At 43.9% G+C, this 26,094-nt stretch carries 25 protein-coding genes; 17 read left to right on the forward strand and 8 right to left on the reverse strand.

From position 1 onward, the window contains the following. The first annotated feature begins 11 nt into the window (after positions 1-11). The 9 genes from NSS67_RS03885 (at position 12) to NSS67_RS03925 (ending at position 10,919) form a co-directional block, all read left to right on the forward strand. On the forward strand, positions 12-1,562 hold the full coding sequence (locus NSS67_RS03885) for a hypothetical protein (protein ID WP_339318397.1): 1,551 nt from the start codon (positions 12-14) through the stop codon (positions 1,560-1,562). Continuing rightward, positions 1,559-3,109 carry a hypothetical protein gene (locus NSS67_RS03890; RefSeq protein WP_339318398.1) on the forward strand — a complete coding sequence of 517 codons (1,551 nt, stop codon included), beginning with the start codon at positions 1,559-1,561 and terminating at the stop codon, positions 3,107-3,109. The genes NSS67_RS03885 and NSS67_RS03890 overlap by 4 nt, the downstream gene beginning before the upstream one ends. 28 nt (positions 3,110-3,137) lie before the next feature. Then, positions 3,138-4,388: a glycosyltransferase gene (locus NSS67_RS03895; RefSeq protein WP_339318399.1), complete on the forward strand. Its 1,251-nt coding sequence runs from the start codon at positions 3,138-3,140 to the stop codon at positions 4,386-4,388. Positions 4,389-4,440: 52 nt separating this feature from the next. Continuing rightward, positions 4,441-6,537 carry a cellulose biosynthesis cyclic di-GMP-binding regulatory protein BcsB gene (locus NSS67_RS03900; protein ID WP_339318400.1) on the forward strand — a complete coding sequence of 699 codons (2,097 nt, stop codon included), beginning with the start codon at positions 4,441-4,443 and terminating at the stop codon, positions 6,535-6,537. After that, on the forward strand, positions 6,527-7,381 hold the full coding sequence (locus NSS67_RS03905) for a diguanylate cyclase (protein ID WP_339318401.1): 855 nt from the start codon (positions 6,527-6,529) through the stop codon (positions 7,379-7,381). Before NSS67_RS03900 ends, NSS67_RS03905 begins: the two co-directional genes overlap by 11 nt. Positions 7,382-7,587: 206 nt before the next feature. Continuing rightward, a complete protein-coding gene (locus NSS67_RS03910) occupies positions 7,588-7,836 on the forward strand; it encodes a type B 50S ribosomal protein L31 (RefSeq protein WP_042131530.1) in 249 nt (82 codons plus the stop codon). Between the two features lie 131 nt (positions 7,837-7,967). Continuing rightward, the gene (locus tag NSS67_RS03915; protein ID WP_339318402.1) at positions 7,968-8,489 is read left to right on the forward strand and encodes a YcxB family protein; all 522 of its coding nucleotides are present in this window, start codon (positions 7,968-7,970) and stop codon (positions 8,487-8,489) included. Between the two features lie 84 nt (positions 8,490-8,573). Then, complete coding sequence (locus NSS67_RS03920; protein ID WP_339318403.1) at positions 8,574-10,148, forward strand: diguanylate cyclase; 1,575 nt, start codon at positions 8,574-8,576, stop codon at positions 10,146-10,148. Positions 10,149-10,211: 63 nt separating this feature from the next. Continuing rightward, the gene (locus tag NSS67_RS03925; RefSeq protein ID WP_339320496.1) at positions 10,212-10,919 is read left to right on the forward strand and encodes a DNA alkylation repair protein; all 708 of its coding nucleotides are present in this window, start codon (positions 10,212-10,214) and stop codon (positions 10,917-10,919) included. Positions 10,920-11,008: 89 nt separating this feature from the next. Here the strand turns inward: NSS67_RS03925 and NSS67_RS03930 are convergent, their stop codons facing one another. Next, a complete protein-coding gene (locus tag NSS67_RS03930) occupies positions 11,009-12,049 on the reverse strand; it encodes a copper amine oxidase N-terminal domain-containing protein (protein ID WP_339318404.1) in 1,041 nt (346 codons plus the stop codon). 192 nt (positions 12,050-12,241) lie between these two features. On the opposite strand from NSS67_RS03930, the gene NSS67_RS03935 reads away from it, so the two are divergent. Both NSS67_RS03935 and NSS67_RS03940 read left to right on the forward strand, forming a co-directional pair. Further along, positions 12,242-14,809 carry a DUF2339 domain-containing protein gene (locus NSS67_RS03935; protein ID WP_339318405.1) on the forward strand — a complete coding sequence of 856 codons (2,568 nt, stop codon included), beginning with the start codon at positions 12,242-12,244 and terminating at the stop codon, positions 14,807-14,809. 33 nt (positions 14,810-14,842) lie between these two features. Next, on the forward strand, positions 14,843-15,556 hold the full coding sequence (locus NSS67_RS03940) for an HAD family hydrolase (protein WP_339318406.1): 714 nt from the start codon (positions 14,843-14,845) through the stop codon (positions 15,554-15,556). Positions 15,557-15,650: 94 nt separating this feature from the next. On the opposite strand, the gene gdhA is transcribed toward NSS67_RS03940, so the two are convergent. Beyond that, positions 15,651-17,036, reverse strand: a complete 1,386-nt coding sequence (gene gdhA / locus NSS67_RS03945) for an NADP-specific glutamate dehydrogenase (protein WP_339318407.1) — start codon at positions 17,034-17,036, stop codon at positions 15,651-15,653. A gap of 237 nt (positions 17,037-17,273) precedes the next feature. On the opposite strand from gdhA, the gene NSS67_RS03950 reads away from it, so the two are divergent. The 3 genes from NSS67_RS03950 to NSS67_RS03960 all read left to right on the forward strand — a co-directional run bounded on the left by NSS67_RS03950 (position 17,274) and on the right by NSS67_RS03960 (position 18,360). Continuing rightward, positions 17,274-17,552 carry a hypothetical protein gene (locus NSS67_RS03950; RefSeq protein WP_339318408.1) on the forward strand — a complete coding sequence of 93 codons (279 nt, stop codon included), beginning with the start codon at positions 17,274-17,276 and terminating at the stop codon, positions 17,550-17,552. 259 nt (positions 17,553-17,811) lie between these two features. After that, positions 17,812-18,012, forward strand: coding sequence for a cold-shock protein (locus NSS67_RS03955; RefSeq protein WP_019914790.1), 201 nt, complete (start codon positions 17,812-17,814; stop codon positions 18,010-18,012). Between the two features lie 117 nt (positions 18,013-18,129). Further along, entirely contained in the window at positions 18,130-18,360 is a 231-nt protein-coding gene (locus NSS67_RS03960) for a cold-shock protein (RefSeq protein WP_339318409.1), read from the forward strand. A gap of 102 nt (positions 18,361-18,462) precedes the next feature. On the opposite strand, the gene NSS67_RS03965 is transcribed toward NSS67_RS03960, so the two are convergent. The 6 genes from NSS67_RS03965 to NSS67_RS03990 all read right to left on the reverse strand — a co-directional run bounded on the left by NSS67_RS03965 (position 18,463) and on the right by NSS67_RS03990 (position 24,097). Then, positions 18,463-18,924 carry a VOC family protein gene (locus tag NSS67_RS03965; protein ID WP_339318410.1) on the reverse strand — a complete coding sequence of 154 codons (462 nt, stop codon included), beginning with the start codon at positions 18,922-18,924 and terminating at the stop codon, positions 18,463-18,465. Between the two features lie 45 nt (positions 18,925-18,969). Further along, positions 18,970-19,437 carry a VOC family protein gene (locus NSS67_RS03970; protein ID WP_339318411.1) on the reverse strand — a complete coding sequence of 156 codons (468 nt, stop codon included), beginning with the start codon at positions 19,435-19,437 and terminating at the stop codon, positions 18,970-18,972. Further along, complete coding sequence (locus NSS67_RS03975; protein ID WP_339318412.1) at positions 19,434-19,997, reverse strand: NADPH-dependent FMN reductase; 564 nt, start codon at positions 19,995-19,997, stop codon at positions 19,434-19,436. The genes NSS67_RS03970 and NSS67_RS03975 overlap by 4 nt, the downstream gene beginning before the upstream one ends. A 153-nt stretch (positions 19,998-20,150) precedes the next feature. Next, entirely contained in the window at positions 20,151-20,843 is a 693-nt protein-coding gene (locus NSS67_RS03980; RefSeq protein ID WP_339318413.1) for a response regulator transcription factor, read from the reverse strand. A gap of 16 nt (positions 20,844-20,859) precedes the next feature. Continuing rightward, positions 20,860-22,536: a GAF domain-containing sensor histidine kinase gene (locus NSS67_RS03985; RefSeq protein WP_339318414.1), complete on the reverse strand. Its 1,677-nt coding sequence runs from the start codon at positions 22,534-22,536 to the stop codon at positions 20,860-20,862. 166 nt (positions 22,537-22,702) lie between these two features. After that, positions 22,703-24,097 carry an MATE family efflux transporter gene (locus NSS67_RS03990; RefSeq protein ID WP_339318415.1) on the reverse strand — a complete coding sequence of 465 codons (1,395 nt, stop codon included), beginning with the start codon at positions 24,095-24,097 and terminating at the stop codon, positions 22,703-22,705. Positions 24,098-24,361: 264 nt separating this feature from the next. On the opposite strand from NSS67_RS03990, the gene hxlA reads away from it, so the two are divergent. From hxlA to NSS67_RS04005, 3 genes are all read left to right on the forward strand, one after another. Next, entirely contained in the window at positions 24,362-24,994 is a 633-nt protein-coding gene (gene hxlA / locus NSS67_RS03995) for a 3-hexulose-6-phosphate synthase (protein WP_339318416.1), read from the forward strand. Between the two features lie 7 nt (positions 24,995-25,001). Then, positions 25,002-25,559: a 6-phospho-3-hexuloisomerase gene (gene hxlB, locus NSS67_RS04000; RefSeq protein WP_339318417.1), complete on the forward strand. Its 558-nt coding sequence runs from the start codon at positions 25,002-25,004 to the stop codon at positions 25,557-25,559. Positions 25,560-25,643: 84 nt separating this feature from the next. Next, positions 25,644-26,021: a helix-turn-helix domain-containing protein gene (locus tag NSS67_RS04005; protein ID WP_036682121.1), complete on the forward strand. Its 378-nt coding sequence runs from the start codon at positions 25,644-25,646 to the stop codon at positions 26,019-26,021. Positions 26,022-26,094: the final 73 nt, after the last annotated feature.

The following is a 26,094-nucleotide window of genomic DNA, read 5'->3' on the forward strand; positions in this document are numbered from 1 at the left end:
GGTGAACCAGCATGATGAACAACACGGTGAAAACACCTCTAAGGCAGGGGATAACACTAGCTAACTTATCGTTGTCCCCAGCTTTTATTACTGCATTTGGAGTGCTGCTTATTACCGTCATCGCCCTGTTCACTGCCCCGTATGTCGGAATGGCGAATAATGGTGATTTTTTTCGAAGTATCTATAGTAATGGACTCTATTTCAATCTGCCGGATTATGATAGTCAGTACTTTGGTTATTTTGTGAAGCAATATGGAATCTTTCAGTATTTTAATGAGAATGGTGCAACTATATCTTCCTCTCAGTCTTTATTTATCAAGCTGGCTATAGGCCTTAATAAGTTGTTCTTTAGCAGCGAGGTATTCGATATCCGTTTTCAAGCGGTGATTTATACGGTTCTTTATGTAATTGCAATTTACTTATTAGTAGAGGTTATTACTTGGGGGATGACCCGAAAGCAGGGGCTCATCATTGCAGGTATTGCTATTTTTATTTTTGGAGATACAGGGTACACAGCTTATTTCAATTCGTTTTACGGCGAGAGTGTTGTGATGATTATGATGATCTTCATGTTCGCTTCGTGGGTGTCGTTATATCGAAAAAGATACAATGACTACGCTATGCTGGCCTTGTTCGTCATTAGCTGTATACTCCTGACTACTGCTAAGCAGCAAAATGCCCCGGTTGGTATGATTGTTGCAGTTCTTGGAATTTCGCTCATTTGGATTCGCAGAGATTATATTTTTCGAATCCTGACAGGGTGCGCGCTTGTTCTTCTAATGTCGGTAGGTATATTAACCTATCTGAATATCTCTGAAGAGTTTGTGAACATTAACCAATATCATGCGATGACACGTGGAGTGCTGAAAGATTCTTCCGATCCGGAAGCTTCGCTGAAATCATTCAACATTGATGAACAATACGCCATTCTGAAGAACAGCATCTATTACGAGAAATATGGAACGATAGATGTGAATTCACCGATTCTTGAAGAGAACTTTTACAATCGTTACGGATTTGTATCGATTCTTAAATATTATATAACGAATCCTGATCAGCTAAACTCCATTCTTAATGTAGCTGCTCAGAGTGCTTTCTCGATCAAGCCAGCGGCTATGGGGAATTATGAGAAATCAGTAGGTAAGGAATTTCGCGCGCAGAGTCACTTTTTTACCGGATACAGTACGCTTAAGCAAACACTGGCACCGCGAACATTTGGCTTTATCCTCCTTTGGTCGGTTCTTGTAATCGGACTGTATATGCCCTCCTTTGTGGCTGCAATCAAGTCACGGAATTTCAGGGGGATGCAGAGAATGGTACTGATCGTTGCAACGATCGGCATCGGGCTTTCCGGGATTTTTGTTTCAATTATCGGTGCAGGGGATGCCGACATTTCCAAGCATGAGTTCTTATTTACATTATCTTTTGATTTGGTGATTTTTCTGGTCGTATCCAGTGTAATTGGGCGCAGAATGTCTAAAAACCGAAATCAGGTTAAGCAGGTTGGCGAGAGCACCCCTTCTAGACCGTATACAAAGCCTCCAAAGGATGTGAGTGTTTGAACATCAGAGGAATCTTAAACGGTGTATTGCTGGTGGCGTTGACCCTAACAGCCCTTCTGTTCCCCGTCACCCCTGTTCAATCTGAGGCTTCGCCACAGAAGGTGCTGCTGCTCTATGACAGCCTCGCTAAGGGGACGGCTAGGGAAGGGAATGTGACAGAGCTCCAACGTCTATTGGCAGCTTATTCCGCCAAAGTTACGCTTAAGAGCTTGGACCAATATGAGCAAGGGATGCTGGCGAATTACTCCAGAGTGATTATGGTTCGTAACGCAGCAGATATTTTGATTACTAATAAATTCTATGCAGAGGATTGGGAGCATTATCAGGGACAGTATTTGCATATTGGATACAGCCCACCGGATTCTCTTAGAAAGAAACTACAGCTAACCACCGATGTGATGTATAGCGGTAATGCTGATCTTCAAATCGGGCAGTTTTCGGACATTCAGCTTCAAGTGCAGGATATGCCCTATATTGCAGCAAGTGAGGGTGCACGCTCTTACGGAAAGCTGACATTTCAGGAGCGGGGCCTGCAAGTGCCGTACGCTGTGAGTGGAGATAGTGAAACATATGTGCCTTATTTTGAACAAGATAACGCCAGTGTTCTGGCGATGGGGTACGTTCTGAAGGACTGGCTTCATATCACCGTTAACCCGAAAATGTATCTCGCAATTAAAGAGATATATCCATTCTCTGACCTGAGTCTGCTGGCAGAAACGGCGGAGCGGTTATATCAAGTTGGGATTCCGTTCCTTGCGAGTGTGCGGCCTGTGTTCAGCAATACCGATTATCCGGCGATGCAACGTTATTTAGTGGCAATGAAAAATGTGCAATCGCGCAATGGAAGCATCTTGGTGAATGCACCAGTGGTGATGCCATCGATAGGTTCTAGTGATCATACGCTTCATGGAAAAATGAATGACTTTATTAATTTATTGGCTAGTAACGGGATTGGGCCGCTCGGAGTCGGGGCGCAAACCCACTGGACTTATGATAAGGAGTACTCAGAGGCAGGAATGAGCTTCTTTGATTCTGCGGTACTTTATCCAGATGAACATATCGATTATATGGAGCAGACTGACACTTCAAAGTCCTTCTTATCCTCCTTATATAGTGTGCCGATTGAATTTATCCAGGATCTCCATTCGACCAACAAGATGTTCCCGGAACTACCGATGGATACTGTGATTACAGTTGATATGCCTAAGAATGAGCAAGAGCTTGAGGAAATGCTACAAACTTTGGAACGATACTGGGTTTCTTTTGCAGACTATAAGCAAGAAAGGCATAAGGTTGTTACGGACGTGAACACGATTCTCTCATCAGGTGGAGTCATCTCTATCAACGGACAACTCCTCAGTCTGGACTATAAGCCAGAAGCGGTGGATAGCAACTATCAATACAAAGAGGAACATAAGAAGAGTTTCACTAGGCTTTTTGATTTAGAGAACCAATTCTTTATTGTCGTCATTATGATCTCTCTGCTGCTATTTGGCGGATTACTGATAATCGGATACCGATTATATAGAAAAAAGTATTTGAAATGAGACAACTAATCGTGATGTGGAGGATCTTATGACGATTTCAGACATACTGATGGTGATTGCAGTGATCTGTATCTGGTCTTTGCTGCTGGTGAATGTGACCCTCATTATCGCAGGCTATCTTTATTACATTAAATCAGAAAATGAGGACATACCAGAGATAGTTGGTGAATATCCTTTGGTTTCAATTATGGTTCCTGCTCACAATGAGGGGGTAGTAATCTGTAAGACGGTGGAATCTCTGCTAGCGCTTGATTATCCGGAAGATCGATACGAGATTATTGTGATTAATGATAATTCCTCTGATAACAGCGCTGAACTGCTGGCCGGTATTCAAAGTCGAAATCCGGAGCGCCAACTGATAGTCATTAATACAGATGCTATTACTGGAGGTAAAGGGAAATCAAATGCGCTTAATATAGGCTTCACCCACTGCAAAGGGGAGCTAATTGCGATTTATGATGCAGATAACACTCCGGAAAAAACGGCTTTGCGCTATCTGGTTGCTGAGATCATGAATGATTCTAGCCTCGGAGCGGTAATCGGCAAATTTAGAACCCGTAACCGTGATGCAAGTCTGCTTACCCGGTTTATTAATATTGAGACGTTGTCTTTTCAATGGATGGCTCAAGCGGGACGCTGGAAGCTGTTCAAATTATGTACCATTCCCGGCACTAATTTCATTATGCGTAGGTCTATTGTAGAAAGTATCGGTGGCTGGGATGTTAAAGCGATAGCCGAGGATACAGAGATCAGCTTCAGAATTTATATGATGGGTTATCGGATCAAATTCCAGCCGAAATCCGTCACATGGGAGCAGGAGCCACAGACCTTAAAAGTCTGGTTCAAGCAGCGAACGCGCTGGGCTAAGGGCAACATCTATGTCATTGTCAAAAACATCCCACTGCTTTTCGATAAATCCGCCGCAAAAGTCCGATTCGATATTCTTTATTTTCTAGCCATTTACTTCTTATTGTTGTTGTCGTTGATCACTTCGGATGTGCTGCTCATCCTGCATGCTTTGGGCTATGTGCATACTACCATTGCTGGGCTTAGCAATTTTCTATGGCTACTCGCTGTTATTCTGTTCGTGGTCGGTACCTTCATAACGTTGACGACAGAGAAGGGCGAGATGAGCTTGTCCAATTTATGGATCGTAATATTAATGTACATCTCTTATTGCCAGCTGTGGATGCTTGTCGCCGCTTATGGATTATATTTATACATCAAAGACCTCATCTTCAAAAGAGAAGCAAAGTGGTATAAGACTGAGCGCTATTAACAATGAACAAAGAAGTAATGTGAGAAATATGCGATCACAGGAGAAACAGAACATGATGATGAAAAAACAAATACTTATACTGTTGACCTGCCTCTCTCTTTTTCTAATTCAAATGAATGTTGCAGCCGCTGGGGCTCTGCCTGAGGATAATAGATTAACTTACACAACCTCGTTCACAGGATCAGATAATACCTTAAAGGGGAAGAGTGCCCAACAACAATATTTTGAGGTTATGGATTATTGGAATGTGGATGAGCTCAGAATTAAGCTGGACTTTCAAATTTCGCAAATTACCGAGGAGCAGATCTCTAGCGTTACCTTAACGCTAAACGGTAGCCCATTCTATACATTCCGCCCCTCTCTAAAAGACAATGGTAAACAGCAACTGATCCTTCAAGCACCTAAAGGGTTTCTGAAAAAAGGGACTAATACGCTTGGCATTCAGGGCTATTTGCAGTCGAACAATACTGATGATCAAGCTTGTTCTGTCAATTATGATTTTGATAATTGGCTGCATCTGTTCAATACATCCAGTATTAACGTGATGTATACCCCAAAGGCCTTGACTGGAGGGATTAGTGACTTTAGCGAGCGATTCTCTGGAATAGACACCTTAACGAAGAAGAAAAGCATTTTGACTGTACCGAACAACAGCACAGGGGCAGAACTAGAGGCGGCGACCTATGCGCTCTCTGGGTATGCGAAAGGCAATTCGCTAGATAATAAAACGATCCCAATGCTTCCTTACCGGTCAGACACTGTGAAGGGTAAGGAAGCGGTTGTGCTGGTAGGCATGTATGACCGATTACCAAGTGAACTAAAGTCTCAACTGAGTTCCTCTGAAGATTTAGGTACGCACGCACTGTTGCAGCTAGTGAATAAGGATACTGTGCCCCTACTTGTCGTAACCTCGAAGGATGAGAGCTTACTGATTAAAGCAGGCCGTTTTATGGCTAATGAAGAGTTAATGGGACAAGTCACCAGTGATCTAAAGGTGGTGGACGATGCTACAGAAGTGTCTGCCCCTCCCCTTTCGATTAGTTCCAACATTACGTTCACAGAAACGGGTGATAAACTGACGGGGGCACATCATCAGGAGCAGACATACTTTGTTACGTTGCCCTCCAACCGCTCGATTGCGGATTCCGGCAAAATTAGTCTGGATTTCCGTTATGCACAGAATTTAGATTTCAATCGTTCATTAGTCACCGTCAGTATCAACAACACTCCAATTGGCAGCAAGAAGCTGACCAAAGAGCTGGCGAATGGGGATAATCTGAATCTTCCGGTTCCTCAAAACTTGAATATTTCCGGTAATTTCTCGGTAACTGTAGCATTTGATTTGGAGCTAGTAGGGGCCAATTGTATTATTGATAGGGAACAAATGCCGTGGGCTTATATCAGTAAAGATTCTATAATGCGCCTTAATACTAAGGATCGTACGGATCTCTTGTTTAATAACTACCCGTATCCATTCATACGTGACGGTATTTATAATCAAGTAGCGGTCGTTCTGCCAGAAAAAATGGATGACTACGCATATTTAAGTTTATCTAATGTGTTTAATCTACTGGGCAAATATGCTAGCGGTAATGTAGGGAACATTCAGTTCTATACCGATAGCGTTAGCGCCGATCATTTGAAGAATAATAATGTCATCGCCATAGGCGCGTATAAGAATAATAAGATTATCCGTGACCATAATGATAAGCTTTATTTTCAATATAACGGAAATGGGACAGCGATTCGTTCCAATGAGAAGATGAGTATTGAAGAACAATACGGGGCGCAAATCGGAACGCTGCAGCTCATTGATTCGCCATTCTCGGCTGGACGCGGATTGCTTGCTGTAACGGGTGTCGGTTCTGAAGAATATTTCTTGGCTTCGAAGCTGGTCGCCACAGAGCAGAGCAAATGGAAGGTATACGGCGATGGAGTAATTACGGATAAGGATGGAAATGTCAGTGCGTACCGATTTAAGACGATAACCGGAGCAAAAGAGGATTCCGTGGTGAAAAAAATAACGGAACGGACGGATGTACTCAGTTTTGTCATTGCAATTGTGCTAGTGCTGACACTGGTGATTCTATCGCTGATCCTGCTGCTTCGTAAACATATGAAGAAACGTGGTGATAAGCGTGAGACGTAATCGCAGCAGTTTAGTTTCAGATATTGCGCTCTTATCGTTTCTGGTGCTTCTTTATATATGTATTGTCTTCATTGCTGGAGCGCCTGATGATTACATCCAGAATATTATCATTTTAAATGTGGCTTTTATCCTGGCGATCGTTACGTATTTTACAACGGTGACTGCAGGGCTGGTCTTGAATTTGGTGTTTATATTTGTCTACGGATTCTACACGGTATATCAGACGATATCCATGGGAGATACGATTGGACTGAATACTTATTTCTGGCTTATTATGACCCCATTGTTAACGGTCGTTCTATGGATATTTACATTAAGTAACCGTGAGCTGCAGAACGAGAATCAGCGTTTGGAGAAAAAGACTGCCAATATGGCTATCGTCGACGAGAACACAGATCTGCGTAACAGCATTTCTTTTCAGAAGGATGCCTCATTATTCACGGGCATTTCGACTCGCTATCAGATTCCACTCACACTGCTTGTAGTGAAGGTGAAATACTGGAATGAGATCAGACGGATTATACCTGAAGATCAGCTGGCAGAGGCCATTCACGACGTGTCTCAGCTTAGTCAGGCCAGTATCCGTACCAATGATGCACTGTATTTACTGGACAAAGATGACGCGACATGGGGCCTGCTACTGTTCACCGACAGCGATGGAGCAAAAATCGTGATCGAGCGGATTAAATTGAAGCTTCAAGAGCTTAATGACACTGAATTTGTCAAAAAGTATAAAGTCAGCCTCGGTCTCAAAATTGGTGCTGTAGAATATCAATCGGGTACTATTGAGAATCCATTGGACTTCATTGTTCAGGCTAAAAAACAGCTGGAGTATGATGTATAAGCAGTTTAAACGTAAGGCAATATAAGGAATATCGGATATTAGTTGACTTTATATGTCGATTTCACGTATGATGGAGTGGTGGTCTAAATCGTAAGATTTACGAATTTTCCTACGTTTATTAGGTTATACTATTTATAAACCTACAGATCATTTGGTTAATTTACCATAAAGGCTCCACTAATTTGTTCAGAAGGAGGACGATCAGAATGAGAGAAGGCATACATCCAAAGTACAACAAGGTTATTTTCATGGATGCAAGCGTAGGCTTCAAATTCCTGAGTGCATCTACAAAATCATCCAATGAAACAATGGAATGGGAAGATGGTAACACTTATCCTGTTATCCGCGTGGACGCAAGTTCCGCATCCCACCCATTTTACACTGGTAAACAAAGAGATACAGAACAGGGCGGCCGTGTTGACAAGTTCAAACAACGTCTTGCACAAAAGAAATAAGAATCCGTACGGATTAAAAAGGGACAACCCATTTAGAAGCAGACGCTTCAGGGATGTCCCTTTTTTGTGTTCAGGGTGATAGAATGAAAGGGAATAGATAAAATAGTATAGTGTCAAGGGAGCGAACAGTAATGGAAAATGAAATAAAAGTTGATACGGTCCTTAAGAGTGAGGACGTTCAGGAGTTTAACCTATGGTTCAGCTTGAATAGCCGAATTATACTTAACTCTTTTAGTGTGGTTGCTTATTTTATGATTTTGCTGTTAATTACTAAGGATTACAGTACTAAAAGTATCTCAATCCTAGCTGTGACTGCTATAATTCTTGCCGCTGTCTTATGGTATATGACCAAATCAAGCTTGATCAAAAAATCTAAAAAAGCTTTCGCTACAGACAGCTTATCCCAGCAGCCTCAGAGCTATTCCATATCAGATGAGGGCATAAAGTACGAATCCGAGGCAGGTTCCGGGCAAGTGAAATGGGAAGAGATTCATAAAATTGGTGAAACGATGAACTTGTTCGTGTTTTTTGTGTCTTCTAATAGAGCGCTGATTATCCCTAAGCGGTACTTTCAGTCGGTACAAGATAAAACGGCATTTAAGGATTTGGCCAGAAAGTATATGTTCTCTAATCGAGTGAAGTTCAAATCATAAACTCTACTGTTATTTCTCGATACATTTGTAGATAGGATTAGGATATAATGATAGGAGCGACTTGAAAAATAGGAGAAATATGGCATGCCGTGGATTCAAGGATATCCGTATTACTTATTAATGGGCAGTGTTCTAAGCTTTTACATGGGCGTCAGCTCCTATCGACATCGTAAGTCAGCAGGAAGACGCTATCTATGGATCTTAATGCTGCTAGTCAGCCTCATATTTGTTGCAACGGCGGGGGAGATATTGTCATCCTCTTTTCAGGCTAAGCTGTGGTGGAAGAATGTGCAGCAGGCCCCGCTTTTTTTAAGCGCGCTGTTTACTTATGCTGTGGTTAAAGAATATGTGTCACCTTCCACGGAACGCTTGCCTATAAAGCTTGCTATTTTCGCGATTCCTATTGCTTTGGATGTACTGCTTATTTTTACGGATACCTATCATCATCTAATGCGTAGTGAAGTGGGCATCGCCACTGTTGCGGGTGTTAGTGGAATTACTGTAAAGCCTACGCTCCTTAGTATGGCTTTTATTGCGTATGATCAGCTTTTTGGTCTATATGCGGTCTTTTTGCTGGCTTTTTCCTTATTCAATAGACCGAGAGCTTTTTTGCGGCGTACTTTTCTGCTGCTGGCTGGTCTGCTAGTTCCGGTTCTTTCCGTTTTTTTACTCCCTCTTTTGAAGATCACTCTTACAGGATTTACGGCCATTACTTATTTACCCGCAATTATAGCGGCTTATTTGTGCTTGTTCGTCGACTCTAAGTCTACCATCTATCCTTTAACTAAAATTAAAATCCTAGAGCATATGAAAGACGGCGTAGTTCTGACAGATCAGAATGATAGAATTGTTGGTATAAATGAGGCTGCGACCTCTATTTTATTTGATATTACCGGGATTACGAACGATACCTGGATGGGGAAGAGCATTGATCTTTTTATGAGGCACCACAAGGACATCGGCGCTCATTACAGTCAAAGGACCGAAGGGCAATTTGAGATTGTACATGCTGGAATAAGTGAGGTTTGTTATGGGGTCTCTCTGATCGCTACCGAACATAGAGCAGCAGAGAGCAAGGGAATGCTTATCGTTTTTAGTGACCATAGTGAAAAGAAGCGGTATGAGCGTGAACTGGTCTATCAAGCAACGGTAGATGATTTGACTGGACTTTATAATCGCAGGCATTTTATGCAAATGGTGCTAAATCAAACGATTCCGGACGGACTAGGACTGGCACTGCTGTTATTTGATATCGATGATTTTAAGTTAATTAATGATACCTATGGTCATTTAGCAGGAGATCAGGCATTAGTTGATTTTTCGAATAAAATACTTCAGGTGTACCAAAATAAAGGCATTGCCGGAAGAGTTGGGGGCGAGGAATTTGCTGTATGTTTTTTTGCTGAGGATAAACATGCAGCCCTGATGGAAGCAGAGGATTTCCGCACTACAATGAGTGATTATAGGATAATATTGAACCAGCACGATAGCGTTCAGCTTACCGCAAGCATCGGAGTTTCTTTTACAGAGCGTAGAGAGGTCACCTTCGAAGATTTATATCGGGAAGCCGATGAAGCGTTATACCGTTCTAAGAATTCGGGCAAGAATAGAGTGACGATGGGGCGTGAGCCTGTCTTAAGAGAAGCGATGAAGGGCTAAGGAGCGTGCAGAAGCTAGATCTTGCGCTTATAGCATCGAATATAAAGGAGTGTCTTCATGAATCTGACTATTAATGAAGTGATGAGTAAGCTTGAGGAGATGGGTACAGAGCAGACGAAGCGTACCTTCATACGACATGGTTCTAAGGAGCCTTTATTCGGAGTGAGAATAGGGGACATGAAGAAGCTGGTTAAGGATATCAAGAAAGACCAGAGCCTAGCTCGTGCTTTGTATCAGACGGGTAATTATGATGCGATGTATTTGGCAGGACTTACGGTTGATCCTAAGAGTCTTACAAAGGAAGAGCTTCAAGACTGGGTGTCGGCGGCTTACTGTAGTGGATTAGCGGAATATACGGTAGCGTCTGTCGCCGCAGAGAGTCCATACGCATTGGAGCTTGCGAGAGAGTGGATTTCTTCATCGGATGAAATGGTGGCCACCTGTGGCTGGAGTACTTATGGAAATTACATTTCAGTAACGCCGGATGAACTGCTGGACATCACTGAGATCAGAAAGCTGCTACAGCAGATTGAAGCTACCATTCATCAGGAACGGAATCGAGTTCGTTACACGATGAATATGTTTGTAATTATTGCCGGCAGCAGCGTAGCAGAGCTGCATGATGAGGCGACACGCATTGCTGAAAGCATTGGAAAGGTCCAGGTACATATGGGACAAACCGCATGTAAAGTGCCGCTGGCTGTAGACTATATTGCTAAGGTTGAGCAGGCTGGAAAGCTTGGTGTGAAGAAGAAGACCTGTATTTGTTAAAAATAATCAAACAAAAGGCCAGTTCTCGTAATCCGAGAACTGGCCTTTTTAATTTATAGTCTTATCTACGAAGACTGCTGATTACACTCTTATTGTTGTACGGAATCTACTACGACTTTTACAGCTGTGCCGATTGGTGGCAGACTCTTAGTGAGCATCGGGCTGTAGAATCCAATAACCTTCGCGTCTTTTACAAGCTCGCTGCTTTTAACAGCTTCGCCATCTTTGTTCATTAGCACGGTATCTTTACTAATACGCAGCACTACTTCTTTTTGTGACTGTTCGCTCAGGCCACTGCCTTTAACAGTGATGCTGATGTTTCCTTCATCGTCCTTTTGAACCTCTTCAATGGTACCTGCTGTGCCCAGAAGATCATTTTGTTTCTGCTCATCTAGCACAGTGATCTTGTAAGTTGGAGTTTGCGGTGGCAGGCTCATGGTCATGATCATGGAATGCTCAGCTTTTACGGTCATACCAATCTGAAGATCTTTCAGTGCAAGCTTAGTACCGTCTGCCATTTCGATCGTGGTATCTTCACCTACATTCAGTACGATGCCATCTGTGCCTACACCCTGAATCTGAACGGATTGGTATTTGCCTTCATTATTGACAGCTGTAATCACACCAGTCTTGGTCATGTGCTCCTCTTGATTAGCATCAGTGATCACGATGGAATCTCCCTTCACTGTCATGTTGTGGTGGATGATTTCACTTACAAAGGAAGCTGGTACATACAAAGTGGATCCAACCAATTGAGGTGCAGTTCCAAGCGTAGTATTCATTTTGTTGATACTATAGCGATCTTCTCCTGCTTTCACTGAAGTGAACACCGCACCATTGATAAGTTCAACGGATTTAGTCTTTCCATTCCAAGTTAATTCGAAGCCGAGTGCTTCAGTAACCGAACGAAGTGGCACCATAGGTTCTTTACCATTAGCAGTTTGGAAACCTTTTTCTTTAAGAGCGGACCCATTGATTTCAATCGCAAATGTTTTTTGATTAGCGCTAACGGAGGTTTGAGTAGCGTCATTTTTTGCAGAAGTTGTGGTTGGTGCAGCGTAAGCTGCTCCTGTTGAAAGTGCTAGGGACAAGGTTAATAGAACCATACTTGTTTTTAAGGTGTTGTTCATAGTTGTTAGCTCCTTTTATAAAGTCATTTGTTAGTGTTGTTATTATCTAGACGGGACATCCCTCCAATATGTTGCAGGTTATCTGGAATTATTCCGTAATATTCATGTATCCAAATCATAAAAAAGAGTAAGAGACCGTTTCCGTTTGTAGTAAAATGGAAATATTAACAATCGCTCACATTAGGAGGCGCTATGGAGTCATTCAAAGATCGACTTAGATTCATGAAGGTCCAGCAGGACGGGCTTGTTAAGGAATATGAAGCTCTGATCGCGGAATATGAAAGTCACGATCTGGTCAACGAGAATGAACACTTGAAGAAGGAATATGAGAAGCATAAGCTTGCTTTAGTTGAGCTGAAGACTCAGGTAGGGAAGCTTCAAGAAGAGAATATTGAGCTAAAAGTTACGCTAACGGAACAAATCTTAGATGAGAAGCTCGGCATTCTTCACGTGTCTAGACAGAAGCTACAGACTTATTTTGCCTCTAAAAGCCTTGCTCATACGGATCGACTGACGGCTTTTGAGGTAGAGACGAAGCGTCATATTCAGCAGCTGTACCAAACAGCCGCAAGGCAGCTCGGCGAGGATAAGGAAGAGTTATCCGGTCGGCTCGGTGCGTTGTCGGCGGAATTAAATGAGCGTGTGCAAGCGCAGCGGCAAAGGCAGAGGGAATCCGAAGTGGGGCTGAACTCCAGAATAGATAACGGATTACATGATTTTGCCTCGGAAGAGATCAGTGAAGAGGTACTGGAGCGTCGAAGAAAACAAAATCATATCGAAATGAAGATTGGGCTAGGCTGGATTAACAAGCTGGGAATATTGCTGCTGATTTTGGCCGTGGGCGCGGCATTCAGATATACCTACTCCAACTGGTTCACAGGATATATGAAGGGAAGCGCCTTTTTTCTACTGGGACTACTGATGTTAGGGGGCGGGGAGTGGCTGTATCGCAGAGGAAAAGGGACATTCGCATTAGGGCTACTTGGCGGCGGAATATCAGTGCTGTATGGCTCTATTTTCTATAGCTATTTTTTATTGGATATCATCAGTATTTATGTAGGGCTGTCCTTATCCGTGCTCGTCACTTTGACTGCTGTGCTCCTGTCTTTAAGGTATGAATCACGAAGTATTTGTGCTTTGGGCTTAATCGGAGGGTACCTGCCACTGTACTCTTATCTGGGGGCATTTGGTCTTTCGGGCAACGCGGTTTACGTGGCAATGGGTTACTTGTTTCTACTGAATTTGTTCATTCTATTGATCTCCTTCCGCAAACGTTGGAACGTTGTCAATTATATCAGCTACTTATTTAATACACCTTCCATGCTGATATTAATAGCGTTATCGGATAGCGATGGAATAAATATGATTTATGCGGTACTAACTTTTGTTATGTATTTGGGCATTACGTTATGGTATCCGTTCAAGTATCGCTCCAAGTTGTCTTGGTGGGATTTCTCTCTACTAGGATGCAACACGTTTATTAGCTGTCTCACCTTGTATCTTCTATTCCTGGATGCAGGACTGAAGGATTACAATGGTGCGCTGGCGCTGGTCTTCTGTCTGCTGTATTTGGCGCTTGGACGAGGGCTTGAAAAGCTGATGCCACAGGAAAAAGAAAGCATGCTACTATTCTACGCTACTTCGTTGACCTTCGGTATTCTGATGATTCCGTTCCAATTCGGAGCGGCTTGGTGGTCCATAGGTTGGTTGATCGAGGGTGTGGTACTTACCTTGTTTGGTAATCTAAATCGGTTCAAGGGAATGGAAAGGGCAGGCTGGGGTATTTTGACGCTATGCCTTGTGGTATTCTTCGGTCTAAATGTACCGTTGCAATTGGAAATAGCCAATGAATGGATGAATTCCGCAGACGCCTATTTTCCGCTAAAATATGTCTTCATTACTGTAGGCATGCTTATTATCACCGTATTGTATGCCGTTCAGCATAACCGAAAGGATGCACATCAGCGTAGTGAGCCGTACGAAATCACATTGGCCCTATGGTTTAAATACGCGACGTTATTGAATTTCTGGATCTATGGTTTGTATGAATCGAGAAGATTATATCGTCTAGCTGTACCGGAGGATTTCTCGCATAGAACCTTCTATAATTTGCTGATGTCTGCTCTATTAACTATTGTTCTGGCTTATGTACTGCCAAAGGTAAAGGTGCTGTACGACACGATTGTTAAGTATTTTGTGAGATTCCTCTTTGGGATCGGATACGCTATTTGTTTGTTAATCACAGTAGGCTTACCAAGTCTGGAGAATGATCTTGCACGTAATACTGGAGCTGATTATATCGCGCTGAGTGTACTTATCATCTTTAATATCTTCGTTTGGTTTAGTGGACGAGATTTACTGGTCACCATGCTTAAACGTGAGTATAAAAGTATGGAGATATACCCTGTCTTCATGGGGGTGTATCTGCTCGGGATCATTACCGCTTTTTTAGGGGTACAGCTGCAATTAAATGACGCGGGATTAATATTTAGTCTCGTTTATCTGTTGATAGCAGTTCTGTTCATCATGTACGGCTTCCGCAAAAGATATGTGTACATTCGGCGCTTCGGCCTTGGATTAACGTTATTGGCAACAGGTAAGCTACTGCTATACGATCTGGGACTACTGAATACCGGAAGCAAAATCATCGCCTATGCCAGCTTTGGGATTTGCCTGCTCGGGATCTCCTATCTCTATCAAAAGGTATCCAATAAAATGCAGGAGGGTCAGGTGGAGACGGAGAATGAGACTAAGGGATAGACTACAATGTGAACCATAGGAAGGAAGACGAGGATGTATCAGACTTATATTTTTGATCTGTACGGGACACTAATTGATATTAAGACAGATGAGGAGAACCCTGAGATCTGGGAAAGGTTAGCTCTCCACTTCGGATATCAGGGGTTGTCCGTATCAGGTGAAGAATTGCAGGAACGTTTTCTACAGGAAAGGGATCTGCAACTAGAGGAAGCCGCACGGAGCTGTGAGTATCCGGATTTCGTAATGGAGGAAGTGTTTCGGTCTGTGGCCCGTCAATTGGGTGGAGAACCGGATCAGGCATGGTTATATGAAACCGTGAGGTGGCTGCGGACGTTATCGATGATCCAGATCTCTCTATATGACGGTGTGACGGACATTCTACAAACGTTAAGAGAACGTGGCAAAAAAGTATTCCTGCTCTCCAACGGGCAGAAAACCTTTATTGAGGCAGAATTAACTATGCTCGGAATCATACATTTATTTGATGGTATTGCGATCTCTTCGGAAGCAGGGGTGAGCAAGCCAGATCCGCTATTTTATCAGTATTTAGTCGAAAAATATGGAGCGGATTTGAGCTCAGCCATCATGATTGGAAATGATCCTCGTACGGATATTGAGGGAGCTCTGAAGGTAGGTATAGACTCCTGTTACATTCGTACAGAATCCTCACCGTCTGGTATAGAAGTGAGGAGCAATTATAGTATATTAGATGCGGATTTGCGGAAAATTCCTGGTTGGAACTCGTAACTGAACCCAAAAAGTCCCCGTCCCCGGCTTCTTACTCACCGGTTACGGGGACTTCGTATGTCGGACGTTTAGGATCACAACGCCGTTTGCTTGATTAGATTACACCTTCAGCCAGCATAGCATCGGCTACTTTTTTGAATCCAGCGATGTTCGCTCCTGCAACAAGGTTGCCGGACTGTCCATACTGCTCGGATGCATCTACAGATTGCTCATAGATGGAAACCATGATCTCATGCAGCTTCGTGTCTACTTCTTCAAAGCTCCAAGACATACGCATGCTGTTTTGTGCCATTTCAAGCGCGGATACAGCTACGCCCCCAGCATTAGCAGCTTTGGCAGGTGCGAATAGCACGCCAGCCTGTTGGAACTGGTGAATAGCTTCAAGGGTAGATGGCATGTTGGCACCTTCACCTACTGCTTTAACACCATTCTCAATCAGTTTTAATGCCATGGTCTCATCAATCTCATTCTGAGTAGCACTCGGAAGGGCGATATCACAAGGAATAGTCCAAATTTGCGTGGAATCTTCGGTATACACAGCGTTAGGATGTTCATTCACATACTCACTAATCCGTTTTCTTTCGACTTCTTTCAGGCGGCGGACAGTTTCGAGGTTAATGCCGTTTTCGTCATAGATATATCCAGCGGAGTCACTACAAGCTACGACTGTTGCGCCTAGCTGTACAGCTTTTTCAATCGCATAGATCGCTACGTTACCAGAACCGGAAACAACAACGCGGCTTCCTTCAAAGGAAAGGCCTTTTGCTTTCAGCATCTCATTTACGAAATAAACTGTACCGTAACCAGTAGCCTCTGTCCGAGCCTGACTTCCGCCGTAACCAATACCTTTACCAGTCAATACGCCAGCCGGATATCCTCCGCGGATCCGCTTGTATTGTCCATACATATAACCAATCTCACGAGCGCCTACGCCGATATCCCCCGCAGGTACGTCTTGGTCAGGACCGATATAATTCTGCAATTCAGTCATGAAGCTTTGAGCAAATCGCATAATCTCGCCTTCAGATTTTCCTTTAGGATCAAAGTCGGATCCGCCTTTACCTCCGCCGATGTGTTGGCCGGTAAGCGCGTTCTTGAAAATTTGTTCGAAGCCGAGGAATTTAATGATACTAGCATTAACGGATGGGTGAAAACGAAGTCCGCCTTTGTAAGGCCCGATTGCACTACTGAACTGTACGCGATATCCACGGTTCACTCTTACCTTGCCTTGGTCGTCGGTCCAAGGTACACGGAACATAATCAAACGTTCTGGTTCGACCAATCTTTCAAGAATGGCATTTTCCTGATACTTAGGTTCAGCAGCGAGGATCGGAAGCAAAGATTCGAGGATTTCCTTTACAGCCTGATGAAATTCGGGCTCAAAAGGATTACGTGCAACAACCTGTGCGTATACGTCTTCGATATAACGATGTGCCTTGTTGCTGTTTGTGTCTAATTGCTGGGTAGATACTGAGCTCATGAATTCAACCGCCTTTTCTAGTATTCAATTTGGTCCAACACTTTTTTTATATTTTGGCACAAGTCATACTTCCTCACAACTGTTTTTATTAAATAACTTACTTGAAGTGGAATGTTATTTAGACTATGGTGATATGAAATATGTTAAAAAAGCTGGGCATACTTCGTGTAATGACGCGTTAAAGCGCGAAATATGCTACAATGGGTGTGTAATAATTGTAAGGAGATGAATTTGAAAATGAGTGACAAAGTAAATGAACAGGAGTTAGTAACGGTCTTATCTGCCAAAACTAAAGTGGACCCTAATTTGATCCGGTTAGTACTGAAGCATGAACAGACCTTTATCAATAAGGCCAAAGCCAATGCCAAAGGCGAGGTAGACATCGACAATGATGATCTGGTTGACTATGTTGTTGCCCAGCGTGATGTGAAGCTGGATGAAATTACAGTTGAGACGATTCTTGATGCGGAGATGGATTACTTAATGGATAAAGGGTTGGCTGGATACATCGATTAACCCGTTCATATTTCCGGCTCTAGAGCCAGTTGTTCAAGAGGATATAGAGCCGGAATAAAAAAAAGTAGGCATTGTCATTGCATTCAGCAATTTAGTGTGGTACAATGAAGTTAATCATAAATTTAACCCTTAATTCACATATTGTAAAAGGTTATCATTTGTGCGTATGAGTCCTTTTCCAATGTGTGAATTTTTATTTGTTCGTACACCACGTAGGAATAAAAGGACATGTGTTAAATAAAATATTGGAGGTAATATTATGCAAACAGGTACAGTGAAATGGTTTAACGCAGACAAAGGATTCGGTTTTATCGAGGTTGAAGGTGGAAGCGACGTATTCGTACACTTCTCCGCAATCACAGGCGACGGTTTCAAATCTTTGGACGAAGGCCAACGCGTTGAGTTCAACGTAACTCAAGGCGCTCGTGGACCACAAGCAGAAAACGTTGTAAAACTGTAGTTCGAAAATTAAGCTGCCCTTAACACAAGTTGAGGGCAGCTTTTTTATTTTTATCTTATGAATCAGCCCCTAATAGGGTGGCAAAATCGTCTCGATTCGATCCAAGGAGGGTACTTAATGTATTTTCGTAAAAAAGCACTGGAGGATCTTCCGCAGGAAGACACAGCCATTTGGTCCTGTACCAAGGAAGATTGCACCGGTTGGATGCGCGATAATTTCGCATTTCAACATGTACCTACCTGTTGGCAATGCAACTCTCCCATGACTAAAAGTATGAAGATACTGCCAACGCTTGTGAACACGAATTCAGACATGAAGGCTATGAAGAAGGGCACTTCGATTAAGTAAGAGCCTAAACTAAGATCATTTTTGAAATGATTAAATAGAAGCAGCTAACATACTCAAACAGCTGGACCCTTGTTCTGGGCAGCTGTTTTTTGTTTGAGTATTTTATTTGTGATCGAGCAATTTCTCCCACTCTGTTATGGTGATATTCTCTGAGATATGCTTCAAATGTTCAGGAACTTCCACATGGCACATGAATTCTAAGCTGTTGCCGTCAGGATCATTGAAGTACACAGAGGCATTCCCTTGATATGCGCGGATAAAGGGCTCTTTAGAAGCTCGATTGCGGAACGGGACAGCCTCCACACCAATAGATTTCAGCCATTGCAGAGACTGCTTCAAATCCTCATACGTTACGCGGAATGCGAGATGCCGTAATGATGGATGGTAAGGAGTTTCTACTTCTTCGCCTTCCCAGAGTCCGATCCAGCTCTGACCTTCTTCGATCCAGAAGAATACTGTATCCTCATCCCGCCAAGCCATTTTTAATCCCAATTTCTTATAAAATTCGATAGATACCTCAAGATTTCTCACTGGTAAATGTGCTTCAAATAGTCCTTTTATCATATTCTCGTCTCCTCTTACAGGCTTAGCCTGATTCTTATTTTTTTACTACCAGGTTCTTCCGTGCATCAGTTCCCATTCTTTCCAGGGTACCATTCCGAGCTCAGGTCTGGGTTCATCAGGCAACACGGCTAGAAACTCCAATGAATGACCATCTGGATCACTGAAATATACAGATACAGCTGGCATCCAGCCGAATACATATAACTGGCCTTTATCATCATCGAGGAAGTTGGAGGTTTCAATCCCCTTGGCCTTCAGATAGGATACCGACTGCTTCAAATCCTCAAGCGTTACTTGAAAAGCAAAGTGCTGACGCACGACCTCAGCTGGTGCCTTCTCCCAAATCCCCAGCATGGCCTGATTACGTTCTTCTCCAATCCAGTAAAATCGCCGCTTGCGGCCTTCGATATTCTCCGAGTGGGCTAGAGGGAGTTCCAGAACGTGTTCATAGAAATGAGCAGATCGTTCAAGGTTAGTCACATTCAGATGGGTTTCGAACAGTTCTTTGATCATAAGGAGGTACCTACCGGGCTATTGATTTTGCGAGCTAATTTTAGGAAGGATGCTAAGACTAGACGAATGCGATCCTCAATCTCTTGACCGCCCTCGTACCCGTCGTATCCAACCTCGAACCGCTTACGCTGTATCCCGCCGATGGAGATCCAGTCAGGTGTATTGATTCCATGTAGGTTGCGTACAACCGCCTGTAATTGAAGCAATGAGCTTACACCTACGGCTCCACCAGCAGAACTAGCAGACAACACCACTTTGCCGTTGAAATGCGTCTGGCCTAGATGGTCCAGAGCATTTTTCATAACGCCGCTCATGGAACCGTGGTATTCCGGGGTAATCAGGATGATTGCGTTCGCAGTTAGCATCTCTTGATGGAGGGCGTTTAAGTGCTCGTGCTCCTCGTATGACTCGTCTGGTGAATAAAAGGGGAGTGGGCGTTTATGGAGATCGAACAGGGTGACTTTTTCGCCTTGCTGATTAATGAAATGTGCGGCATGCTCTGCCAGCTTTGTGCTGGTCGCTTCTTTTCGATTACTGCCTGTCAGGATCATGACTTTCATCTGTATCCACTCCTTTATAAGGTCGATTGCTATAAACCAATGATAGCTGAATCGACATTTGTTGACATCAGCACATGGAATGAACCTGCATAGCAAAGACGCTCAGCCATTATGCTGAACGTCTAAGACTAAAGATGTAGATGAGCTGTGGTGCTATGAGTTGTGGCCGCCTTTCAATGCAAAAATGGCAGCTTGAGTCCGATCCGATAAGTTCAGCTTTCCGAGTACATGACTGACATGTGTCTTAACGGTCTTCTCGGTGATGACTAGCTTACTGGCAATCTCTTTGTTACTCATGCCCAGCGCAATTAGATCTAATACTTCCTGCTCACGTGGAGTAAGAAGCTCAGCTCCGATGAGTGTAGTTGGTGTTGTGCTAGGGCCGTTCAGATTAGAACTACTAACATCCAGTTGCTCTGCCGTAGAAGCTGCCATAAGATTCATCAGTTGACTCGCGGCTTCGGAGTGCAGCTCCACTTGTCCGCTGTGTACCTTGCGGATGGCCACTACCAGCGCTTCTGGTTCTATGTCTTTTAGCAAATATCCTTTGATCCCTACGCGAATAGCAGGAAGTACATGATCCTGATCTGAAAAGGAGGTCAACACAATGATTTTGACCTGTGGATGGAAGATTCGCAGCTGTTTGGCTGTCTCAATGCCGTCCATCACGGGCATATGTAAATCCATTAAGATGATATCCGGCTTTAGCTCGGCTGTTCTCTCTAGTGCCTCGCGGCCGTTCGACGCTTCTCCGATCACCTTGATATCCGGTTGTGTCGAGAGAAACACTTGTAGCCCACGACGAACCATTGCGTGGTCGTCCACCAGTAATAAACCTATTGTCATTTGTGATCACCTGACTTCATGTGGATTGGAGGAGCAAAGGAATAGTAACCTCAACGGTTGTGCCTTGATGCTCCTCGCTGTGGATATGAATACGGCCATGGAGCGCCTCGGCTCTTTCCTTCATAATATGCAGGCCGAGAGATTCATTGGTGTCTGTGTTACAGCGTCGTTTTGCACCGCCTTTGCCCTGATCGGCAATGCTTAGTACAACCACGGCTGCGTTCAGATGCAGGGATACTTCAGCTTTAGAAGCTCCAGAGTGCTTGCGTACATTATTGAGCGCTTCTTGACCAATGCGCAGTAGCCCTTCTTCCACGTTGCGAGGAAGCTCGAGAACGCCGCTACGCTGAGTCTGTATCAGCAGCCCTAGTTGCTGACCGTGAGCCTGCAGCGCGGTCAGCAAACCGGCTTCCAGTCCTGCAGGACGAAGCTGCATGATTAAAGCGCGCATTTCTTTGAGCGCAGATTGAGAGAGCTCTTGAATGTCGCGGACAGCCTCAGCAGCGGGATGGGAGGCGTGCTCTTGCTTCAGCATGCTTTCCACACCTTTGGCCGTCATCGAGAGGGAGAACAGGATCTGGTTCACTGAGTCGTGTAAGTCACGGGCCAGTCGATTCCGCTCGTCAAGACGCGCGATTTCGCGGCGCTGCTCTCCGAGCTGTATGCTTTCCAGTGAAGCTGAAAGATGATCGGCAATTGCTTCGAGCACTTCTCCATCTGCGGTTGCGGAGGCGAGTGCTTTAGGCGAGGTGATGAGTAGAATGGCCGAACCTTGTGCAGTAATCTGCCGAAAAGGAACGGCAAGCATTACAACGCGCTCTGCGTCAGACTGTTCAGAACAGCATGAGTTCGTAATTTCCTGTTCTTCATCAGGGGTTAATGTTGCGAAGCGATGTCCTTTCGCGATAACCCTTAGGCGATTTTTAAAGGAATTCGAGAGCTCAAAGGGAGCGATTTCAGGCGTTATATTAGCTGCATAAGAGGCGGCATGTACTTCGAATTTCCCCTCATGTTGTCCAATAATTGCTGCAAAAGGCCAATCGAAATATTGGCTGATCAGGGCGGTGGTTTTCTCCAACAGAATGCTTGGAGAGATGCATTCACTAGCCGTTAGATTCAAAGCACCGCTGAATTCCCCTAATTTGGCGTACAGATTCGCACGGCGCTGCTCAGTGCTATATAGCTGCATTCGCTCAATGGCACTGCCGATTTGCAAGGCCACGGATTGCAGTAAAGCCAGCTCACTGTCGGCGTAATGTGCTTTGCCTGGTGCAGCTACATTCATAAGCCCCAAGTAGCGATCACCTGAATGCAGTGGAATGGTAGCGTGGTGGGTGATTCCCAAAGTGTCGCCCCAATTATACTGCCTAGCATTACTCAGCCGTTTGCAGTTTAGAATGTTGACGGCATGCTCTAACCGTCCGTCCCATAGGCGGTCTAAGCACCAGCAACTTCCGCACTGCATCGGTTGTTTATTGTCCCGTTGCAGCGCTGGCGGTAAACCTCGATCTGCGGCGAATTCATACTCCATATTCTCTTCACTCAGGAAGATCCAGCCTGCCGTATTTCCTGTTAGATCTAGCAGCTTACCCATAACTGTATCGAGCATCGGTTTGAGCTCATTGGAACTATTTAAGGTCTCCGCAATCGTCTTGAGCGTCAATAACTCGTGGATTCCGGTTTCTTCCGGCATGAGGTTCTCCCCTTTAGGTTTATTGAAATAGAAGAAAGTATAAGGTTCTATCTATTGTAACGTACAATGCTTCATTCATTCTCAAATTTTATATAATTATCAGGCTATAAAAAAGGCGGGTCCTTAAGATCTGGTATGACCTTAAAGAACCGCCAAAGTATATACGTTAATTTACAGCTGCGGGGGTAGTGGAAGGCGTGCTGTGTTCTACATCATCATCATGCTGAATAAGTCCGTGCTTCTCCCAAGCTCGGCTCTTCCAACGGAAATACATAATGACAGCTCTTGTCCACTCATCGGCTGCAGTGGCAATCCACACACCGGCTAATCCTAGATTGAGTTGGAACACCAGGAAATAGCCAAGGGGTAAGCTCATGCAGACCATGGAGATCAGTCCCATATATACTGGAAACTTCGCATCGCCCGAGGCGCGTAGTGAGTTAATGATGACCAAATTGGTTGTGCGCCCGGTCTCTAGGAAGAAACTAAGCAGTATAACCTGAGCCCCCATCAGAATGATGTTCTCATTGTCTGTGAAGAGACCAAATAGAGGTACCCGGAAGACAATCACCAGAGCATCTATTATTACTGTGACCAGTAGCGCCCACTTCACACTGGAGAATACACGCTTATAAGCCTCCTCGGAGCGCCTAGCTCCCACCAGATGTCCTACGACAATGGAGGTTCCCATGGAGACAGCTACACTGAATAAATAAATATAATTGGAAATATTGAGCGCGTATTGGCGAGTAGCCATAGCTTCAGCACCCAGATAGGTAATATACAGCGTGAATACAAGCTGACAGGATTGATAGATAATCGATTCAAAAGCGGACGGGATACCGATTTTGAGAATTTGCTGCACATATTTTTTAGAAAGATGAATGTAGTAGGTTAGTTTCACCCGTACCTCCATTACTCTGTAGAGTAGCAGGAAGAAAATAATAAGGCAGATAAACCGGCTGATCACCGTTGAGATAGCCGCACCTTCCACACCTAACGCTGGAAGTCCAAAATGACCATAGATGAGAAGATAGTTACCCACCACATGAATAATGTTCATCAGCAAGGATACGACCATCGTCTGTTTGGTGAAGCCGTGCGTACGGATCGTGGTCGCCAGAGCGTTGATTAATGCTTGTAGAAAAATACCGCCCCCGACAATATGCATATAGGATTTAGCGTAAACGAGAATATCCCCTTTTACATTCAGGGCAGTCAGTAGAGTCCCTCCGAATATCAACAAAAACGTACTTAACAGGATGCCTACTAACAGATTTAGGGTAATGGCATTGCCGGTTACTTGAGCGGCTTCCAGAGGCTTTTTGGAACCGAGGTATTGGGAGACCACAATGGCTGCTCCGTTACCAATTACACTGAGGACTAGAATTGCTATCGCAATGATCTGATTCGCTGCACCGACACCCGATACGGCATCGTCCGACACCGAGCTAATCATAAAAGTATCCACACTACCCATGAGCATAAATAGAAACAGCTCCAGGAATATCGGCCAAGTCAGTTTTACCAGGTTGAATTCCTGGTGAATATTGTGCTTCATTGTACACCCTTCTTACATCATGATTAAGTTCCTGTTATTCCATAAACAAACTGTAATGTTAGCACAGCTTTCATGAAAATGCAGTACTTTTACAAAAATATGACAAAACGCAGTTGGTTTCTGAAAAGATAATGCCAGTAGTTGCACAATAGTATCCTCTAGGTAACTACATCACAATAAAGTGCCTACTTCCCCTAAGGGGTGTAAGGATCTACAATTTGTACATGACTTACTAAAATATATTAATGAGGAGTGCAAATAAATATGAAATTACAATTAGCGCTGGATCTAGTAGACATTACGGGAGCAAAAGAGATTGTTTCGGAAGTTGCTGAATATATAGATATCGTTGAAATTGGAACACCTATCGTTATTAATGAAGGCTTACATGCGGTGAAAGCAATCAAGGAAGCTTTTCCTGCTTTGACCGTATTGGCTGATTTAAAAATTATGGATGCTGGCGGATATGAAGTGATGAAGGCGGTGGAAGCTGGTGCGGATATCGTTACTGTGCTTGGTGTGTCCGATGATGCTACCATTAGAGGTGCAGTGGAGGAAGCTAAGAAGACAAATAAAGAGATTCTAGTTGACCTGATTAATGTAAAAGATATTAAGACAAGAGCGGCTGAAGTAGATGCACTTGGCGTAGACTATGTCTGCGTGCACTCTGGGTACGATCACCAAGCGGAAGGAAAGAATTCTTTTGCTGATTTGAATGCGATTAAGAGTGTGGTTAAGCAGGCCAAAACAGCTATCGCTGGGGGGATCAAGCTGAGCACACTTCCGGAAGTTATCGCAGCGAATCCTGATCTTGTTATCGTTGGCGGCGGCATCACAGGCGAAGCTGACCAAAAGGCGGCTGCTGCAGAAATGAAGCGTCTAGTTAGCCAGGCGTAAGATTACAATGGATACATTGAAATATGCGCAGCAAATTATAGAGGAGCTTCAGCGCTCCATCTCTCAGCTTGATCATAAAGAGGCTGAACGAATGGCTGAACTTCTTCTTCAGGCGAACAAGGTATTTGTGGCTGGGGCTGGTAGATCAGGACTGATGGGACGAGCCTTTGCAATGCGTTTAATGCATGTCGGTAAAGAGGTATATGTCGTAGGTGAGACGGTGACCCCGGGGATTGAACCAGGTGATGTGCTTGTGCTCGGTTCCGGTTCAGGAGAGACGAAAGGGCTGATCTCTATGGCCGAGAAGGCCAAAGGAGTGGGTGCAGAGGTTATTGCCGTTACGATTGTGCCGGATTCCACCGTCGGACGTTTAGCAAGTTATGTAGTAAAGCTGCCAGGGTCTCCAAAAGATCAGGTAAGTGGGAGTTACAGTACGATACAGCCGATGGCTTCTTTGTTTGAACAGACGATGTTAGTCTTTTATGATGCGGTTATTCTGCGAATGATGGAGAAGACAGGGCAAACGACTAAGCAGATGTTCGGCAAGCATGCTAATTTAGAGTAAGCTTACAGAAACGAATGCCTTCCTATAAGGAGGATATTCGTTTTTGTGTTAGTATGATAACGGGAGAGAGGAGGCGCTTTATGTATGGCAACTGAGATTAAAGACCGCATAAACTTGAAGGAAATTAATTGTGAGAAGGAATTGACGCTTGCGGTTATCGGAGGTAAATGGAAGCTGATTATCCTATGGCATCTTGGGCTTGAAGGGACTAAACGGTTTAGTGAGCTGAAGAAGCTGATTCCTCATATTACACAAAAAATGTTGACCAACCAACTACGTGAGCTTGAAGAGGACCAGTTGGTTCTAAGAAAAGTATATGCCGAGGTTCCCCCAAAAGTAGAATATTCCTTGACGTCATATGGCCAAAGTCTGCTTCCGGTTCTTCGATTGATGTACGATTGGGGTAAAAATTACGGAGAAAATGTGATCTGGAAAGACACACCACCAGAAGAAAGATGCTAAACAAATAGTTTTTATACATTAAAAATCCCTGAGAGGTCTGGATAGACTTCTACAGGGATTTTGTTGTGTGAAC

This window comes from Paenibacillus sp. FSL R10-2734 (assembly GCF_037963865.1).
In the GTDB taxonomy this organism is placed as follows: Bacteria; Bacillota; Bacilli; order Paenibacillales; family Paenibacillaceae; genus Paenibacillus_AQ.

What these genes read in the sequence shown, in the direction of transcription:
- NSS67_RS03930 (WP_339318404.1), bottom strand. Translation starts at nt 12,049, where the DNA reads ATGAACAACACCTTAAAAACAAGTATGGTTCTATTAACCTTGTCCCTA.
- hxlB (WP_339318417.1), top strand. Translation starts at nt 25,002, where the DNA reads ATGGATACATTGAAATATGCGCAGCAAATTATAGAGGAGCTTCAGCGC.
- NSS67_RS03975 (WP_339318412.1), bottom strand. Translation starts at nt 19,997, where the DNA reads ATGAAAGTCATGATCCTGACAGGCAGTAATCGAAAAGAAGCGACCAGC.
- NSS67_RS03895 (WP_339318399.1), top strand. Translation starts at nt 3,138, where the DNA reads ATGACGATTTCAGACATACTGATGGTGATTGCAGTGATCTGTATCTGG.
- NSS67_RS03915 (WP_339318402.1), top strand. Translation starts at nt 7,968, where the DNA reads ATGGAAAATGAAATAAAAGTTGATACGGTCCTTAAGAGTGAGGACGTT.
- gdhA (WP_339318407.1), bottom strand. Translation starts at nt 17,036, where the DNA reads ATGAGCTCAGTATCTACCCAGCAATTAGACACAAACAGCAACAAGGCA.
- NSS67_RS03910 (WP_042131530.1), top strand. Translation starts at nt 7,588, where the DNA reads ATGAGAGAAGGCATACATCCAAAGTACAACAAGGTTATTTTCATGGAT.
- NSS67_RS03960 (WP_339318409.1), top strand. Translation starts at nt 18,130, where the DNA reads ATGTATTTTCGTAAAAAAGCACTGGAGGATCTTCCGCAGGAAGACACA.
- NSS67_RS03920 (WP_339318403.1), top strand. Translation starts at nt 8,574, where the DNA reads ATGCCGTGGATTCAAGGATATCCGTATTACTTATTAATGGGCAGTGTT.
- NSS67_RS03885 (WP_339318397.1), top strand. Translation starts at nt 12, where the DNA reads ATGATGAACAACACGGTGAAAACACCTCTAAGGCAGGGGATAACACTA.
- NSS67_RS03965 (WP_339318410.1), bottom strand. Translation starts at nt 18,924, where the DNA reads ATGATAAAAGGACTATTTGAAGCACATTTACCAGTGAGAAATCTTGAG.
- NSS67_RS03970 (WP_339318411.1), bottom strand. Translation starts at nt 19,437, where the DNA reads ATGATCAAAGAACTGTTCGAAACCCATCTGAATGTGACTAACCTTGAA.
- NSS67_RS04005 (WP_036682121.1), top strand. Translation starts at nt 25,644, where the DNA reads ATGGCAACTGAGATTAAAGACCGCATAAACTTGAAGGAAATTAATTGT.
- NSS67_RS03990 (WP_339318415.1), bottom strand. Translation starts at nt 24,097, where the DNA reads ATGAAGCACAATATTCACCAGGAATTCAACCTGGTAAAACTGACTTGG.
- NSS67_RS03955 (WP_019914790.1), top strand. Translation starts at nt 17,812, where the DNA reads ATGCAAACAGGTACAGTGAAATGGTTTAACGCAGACAAAGGATTCGGT.
- NSS67_RS03950 (WP_339318408.1), top strand. Translation starts at nt 17,274, where the DNA reads ATGAGTGACAAAGTAAATGAACAGGAGTTAGTAACGGTCTTATCTGCC.
- hxlA (WP_339318416.1), top strand. Translation starts at nt 24,362, where the DNA reads ATGAAATTACAATTAGCGCTGGATCTAGTAGACATTACGGGAGCAAAA.
- NSS67_RS03935 (WP_339318405.1), top strand. Translation starts at nt 12,242, where the DNA reads ATGGAGTCATTCAAAGATCGACTTAGATTCATGAAGGTCCAGCAGGAC.
- NSS67_RS03985 (WP_339318414.1), bottom strand. Translation starts at nt 22,536, where the DNA reads ATGCCGGAAGAAACCGGAATCCACGAGTTATTGACGCTCAAGACGATT.
- NSS67_RS03980 (WP_339318413.1), bottom strand. Translation starts at nt 20,843, where the DNA reads ATGACAATAGGTTTATTACTGGTGGACGACCACGCAATGGTTCGTCGT.
- NSS67_RS03940 (WP_339318406.1), top strand. Translation starts at nt 14,843, where the DNA reads ATGTATCAGACTTATATTTTTGATCTGTACGGGACACTAATTGATATT.
- NSS67_RS03900 (WP_339318400.1), top strand. Translation starts at nt 4,441, where the DNA reads ATGATGATGAAAAAACAAATACTTATACTGTTGACCTGCCTCTCTCTT.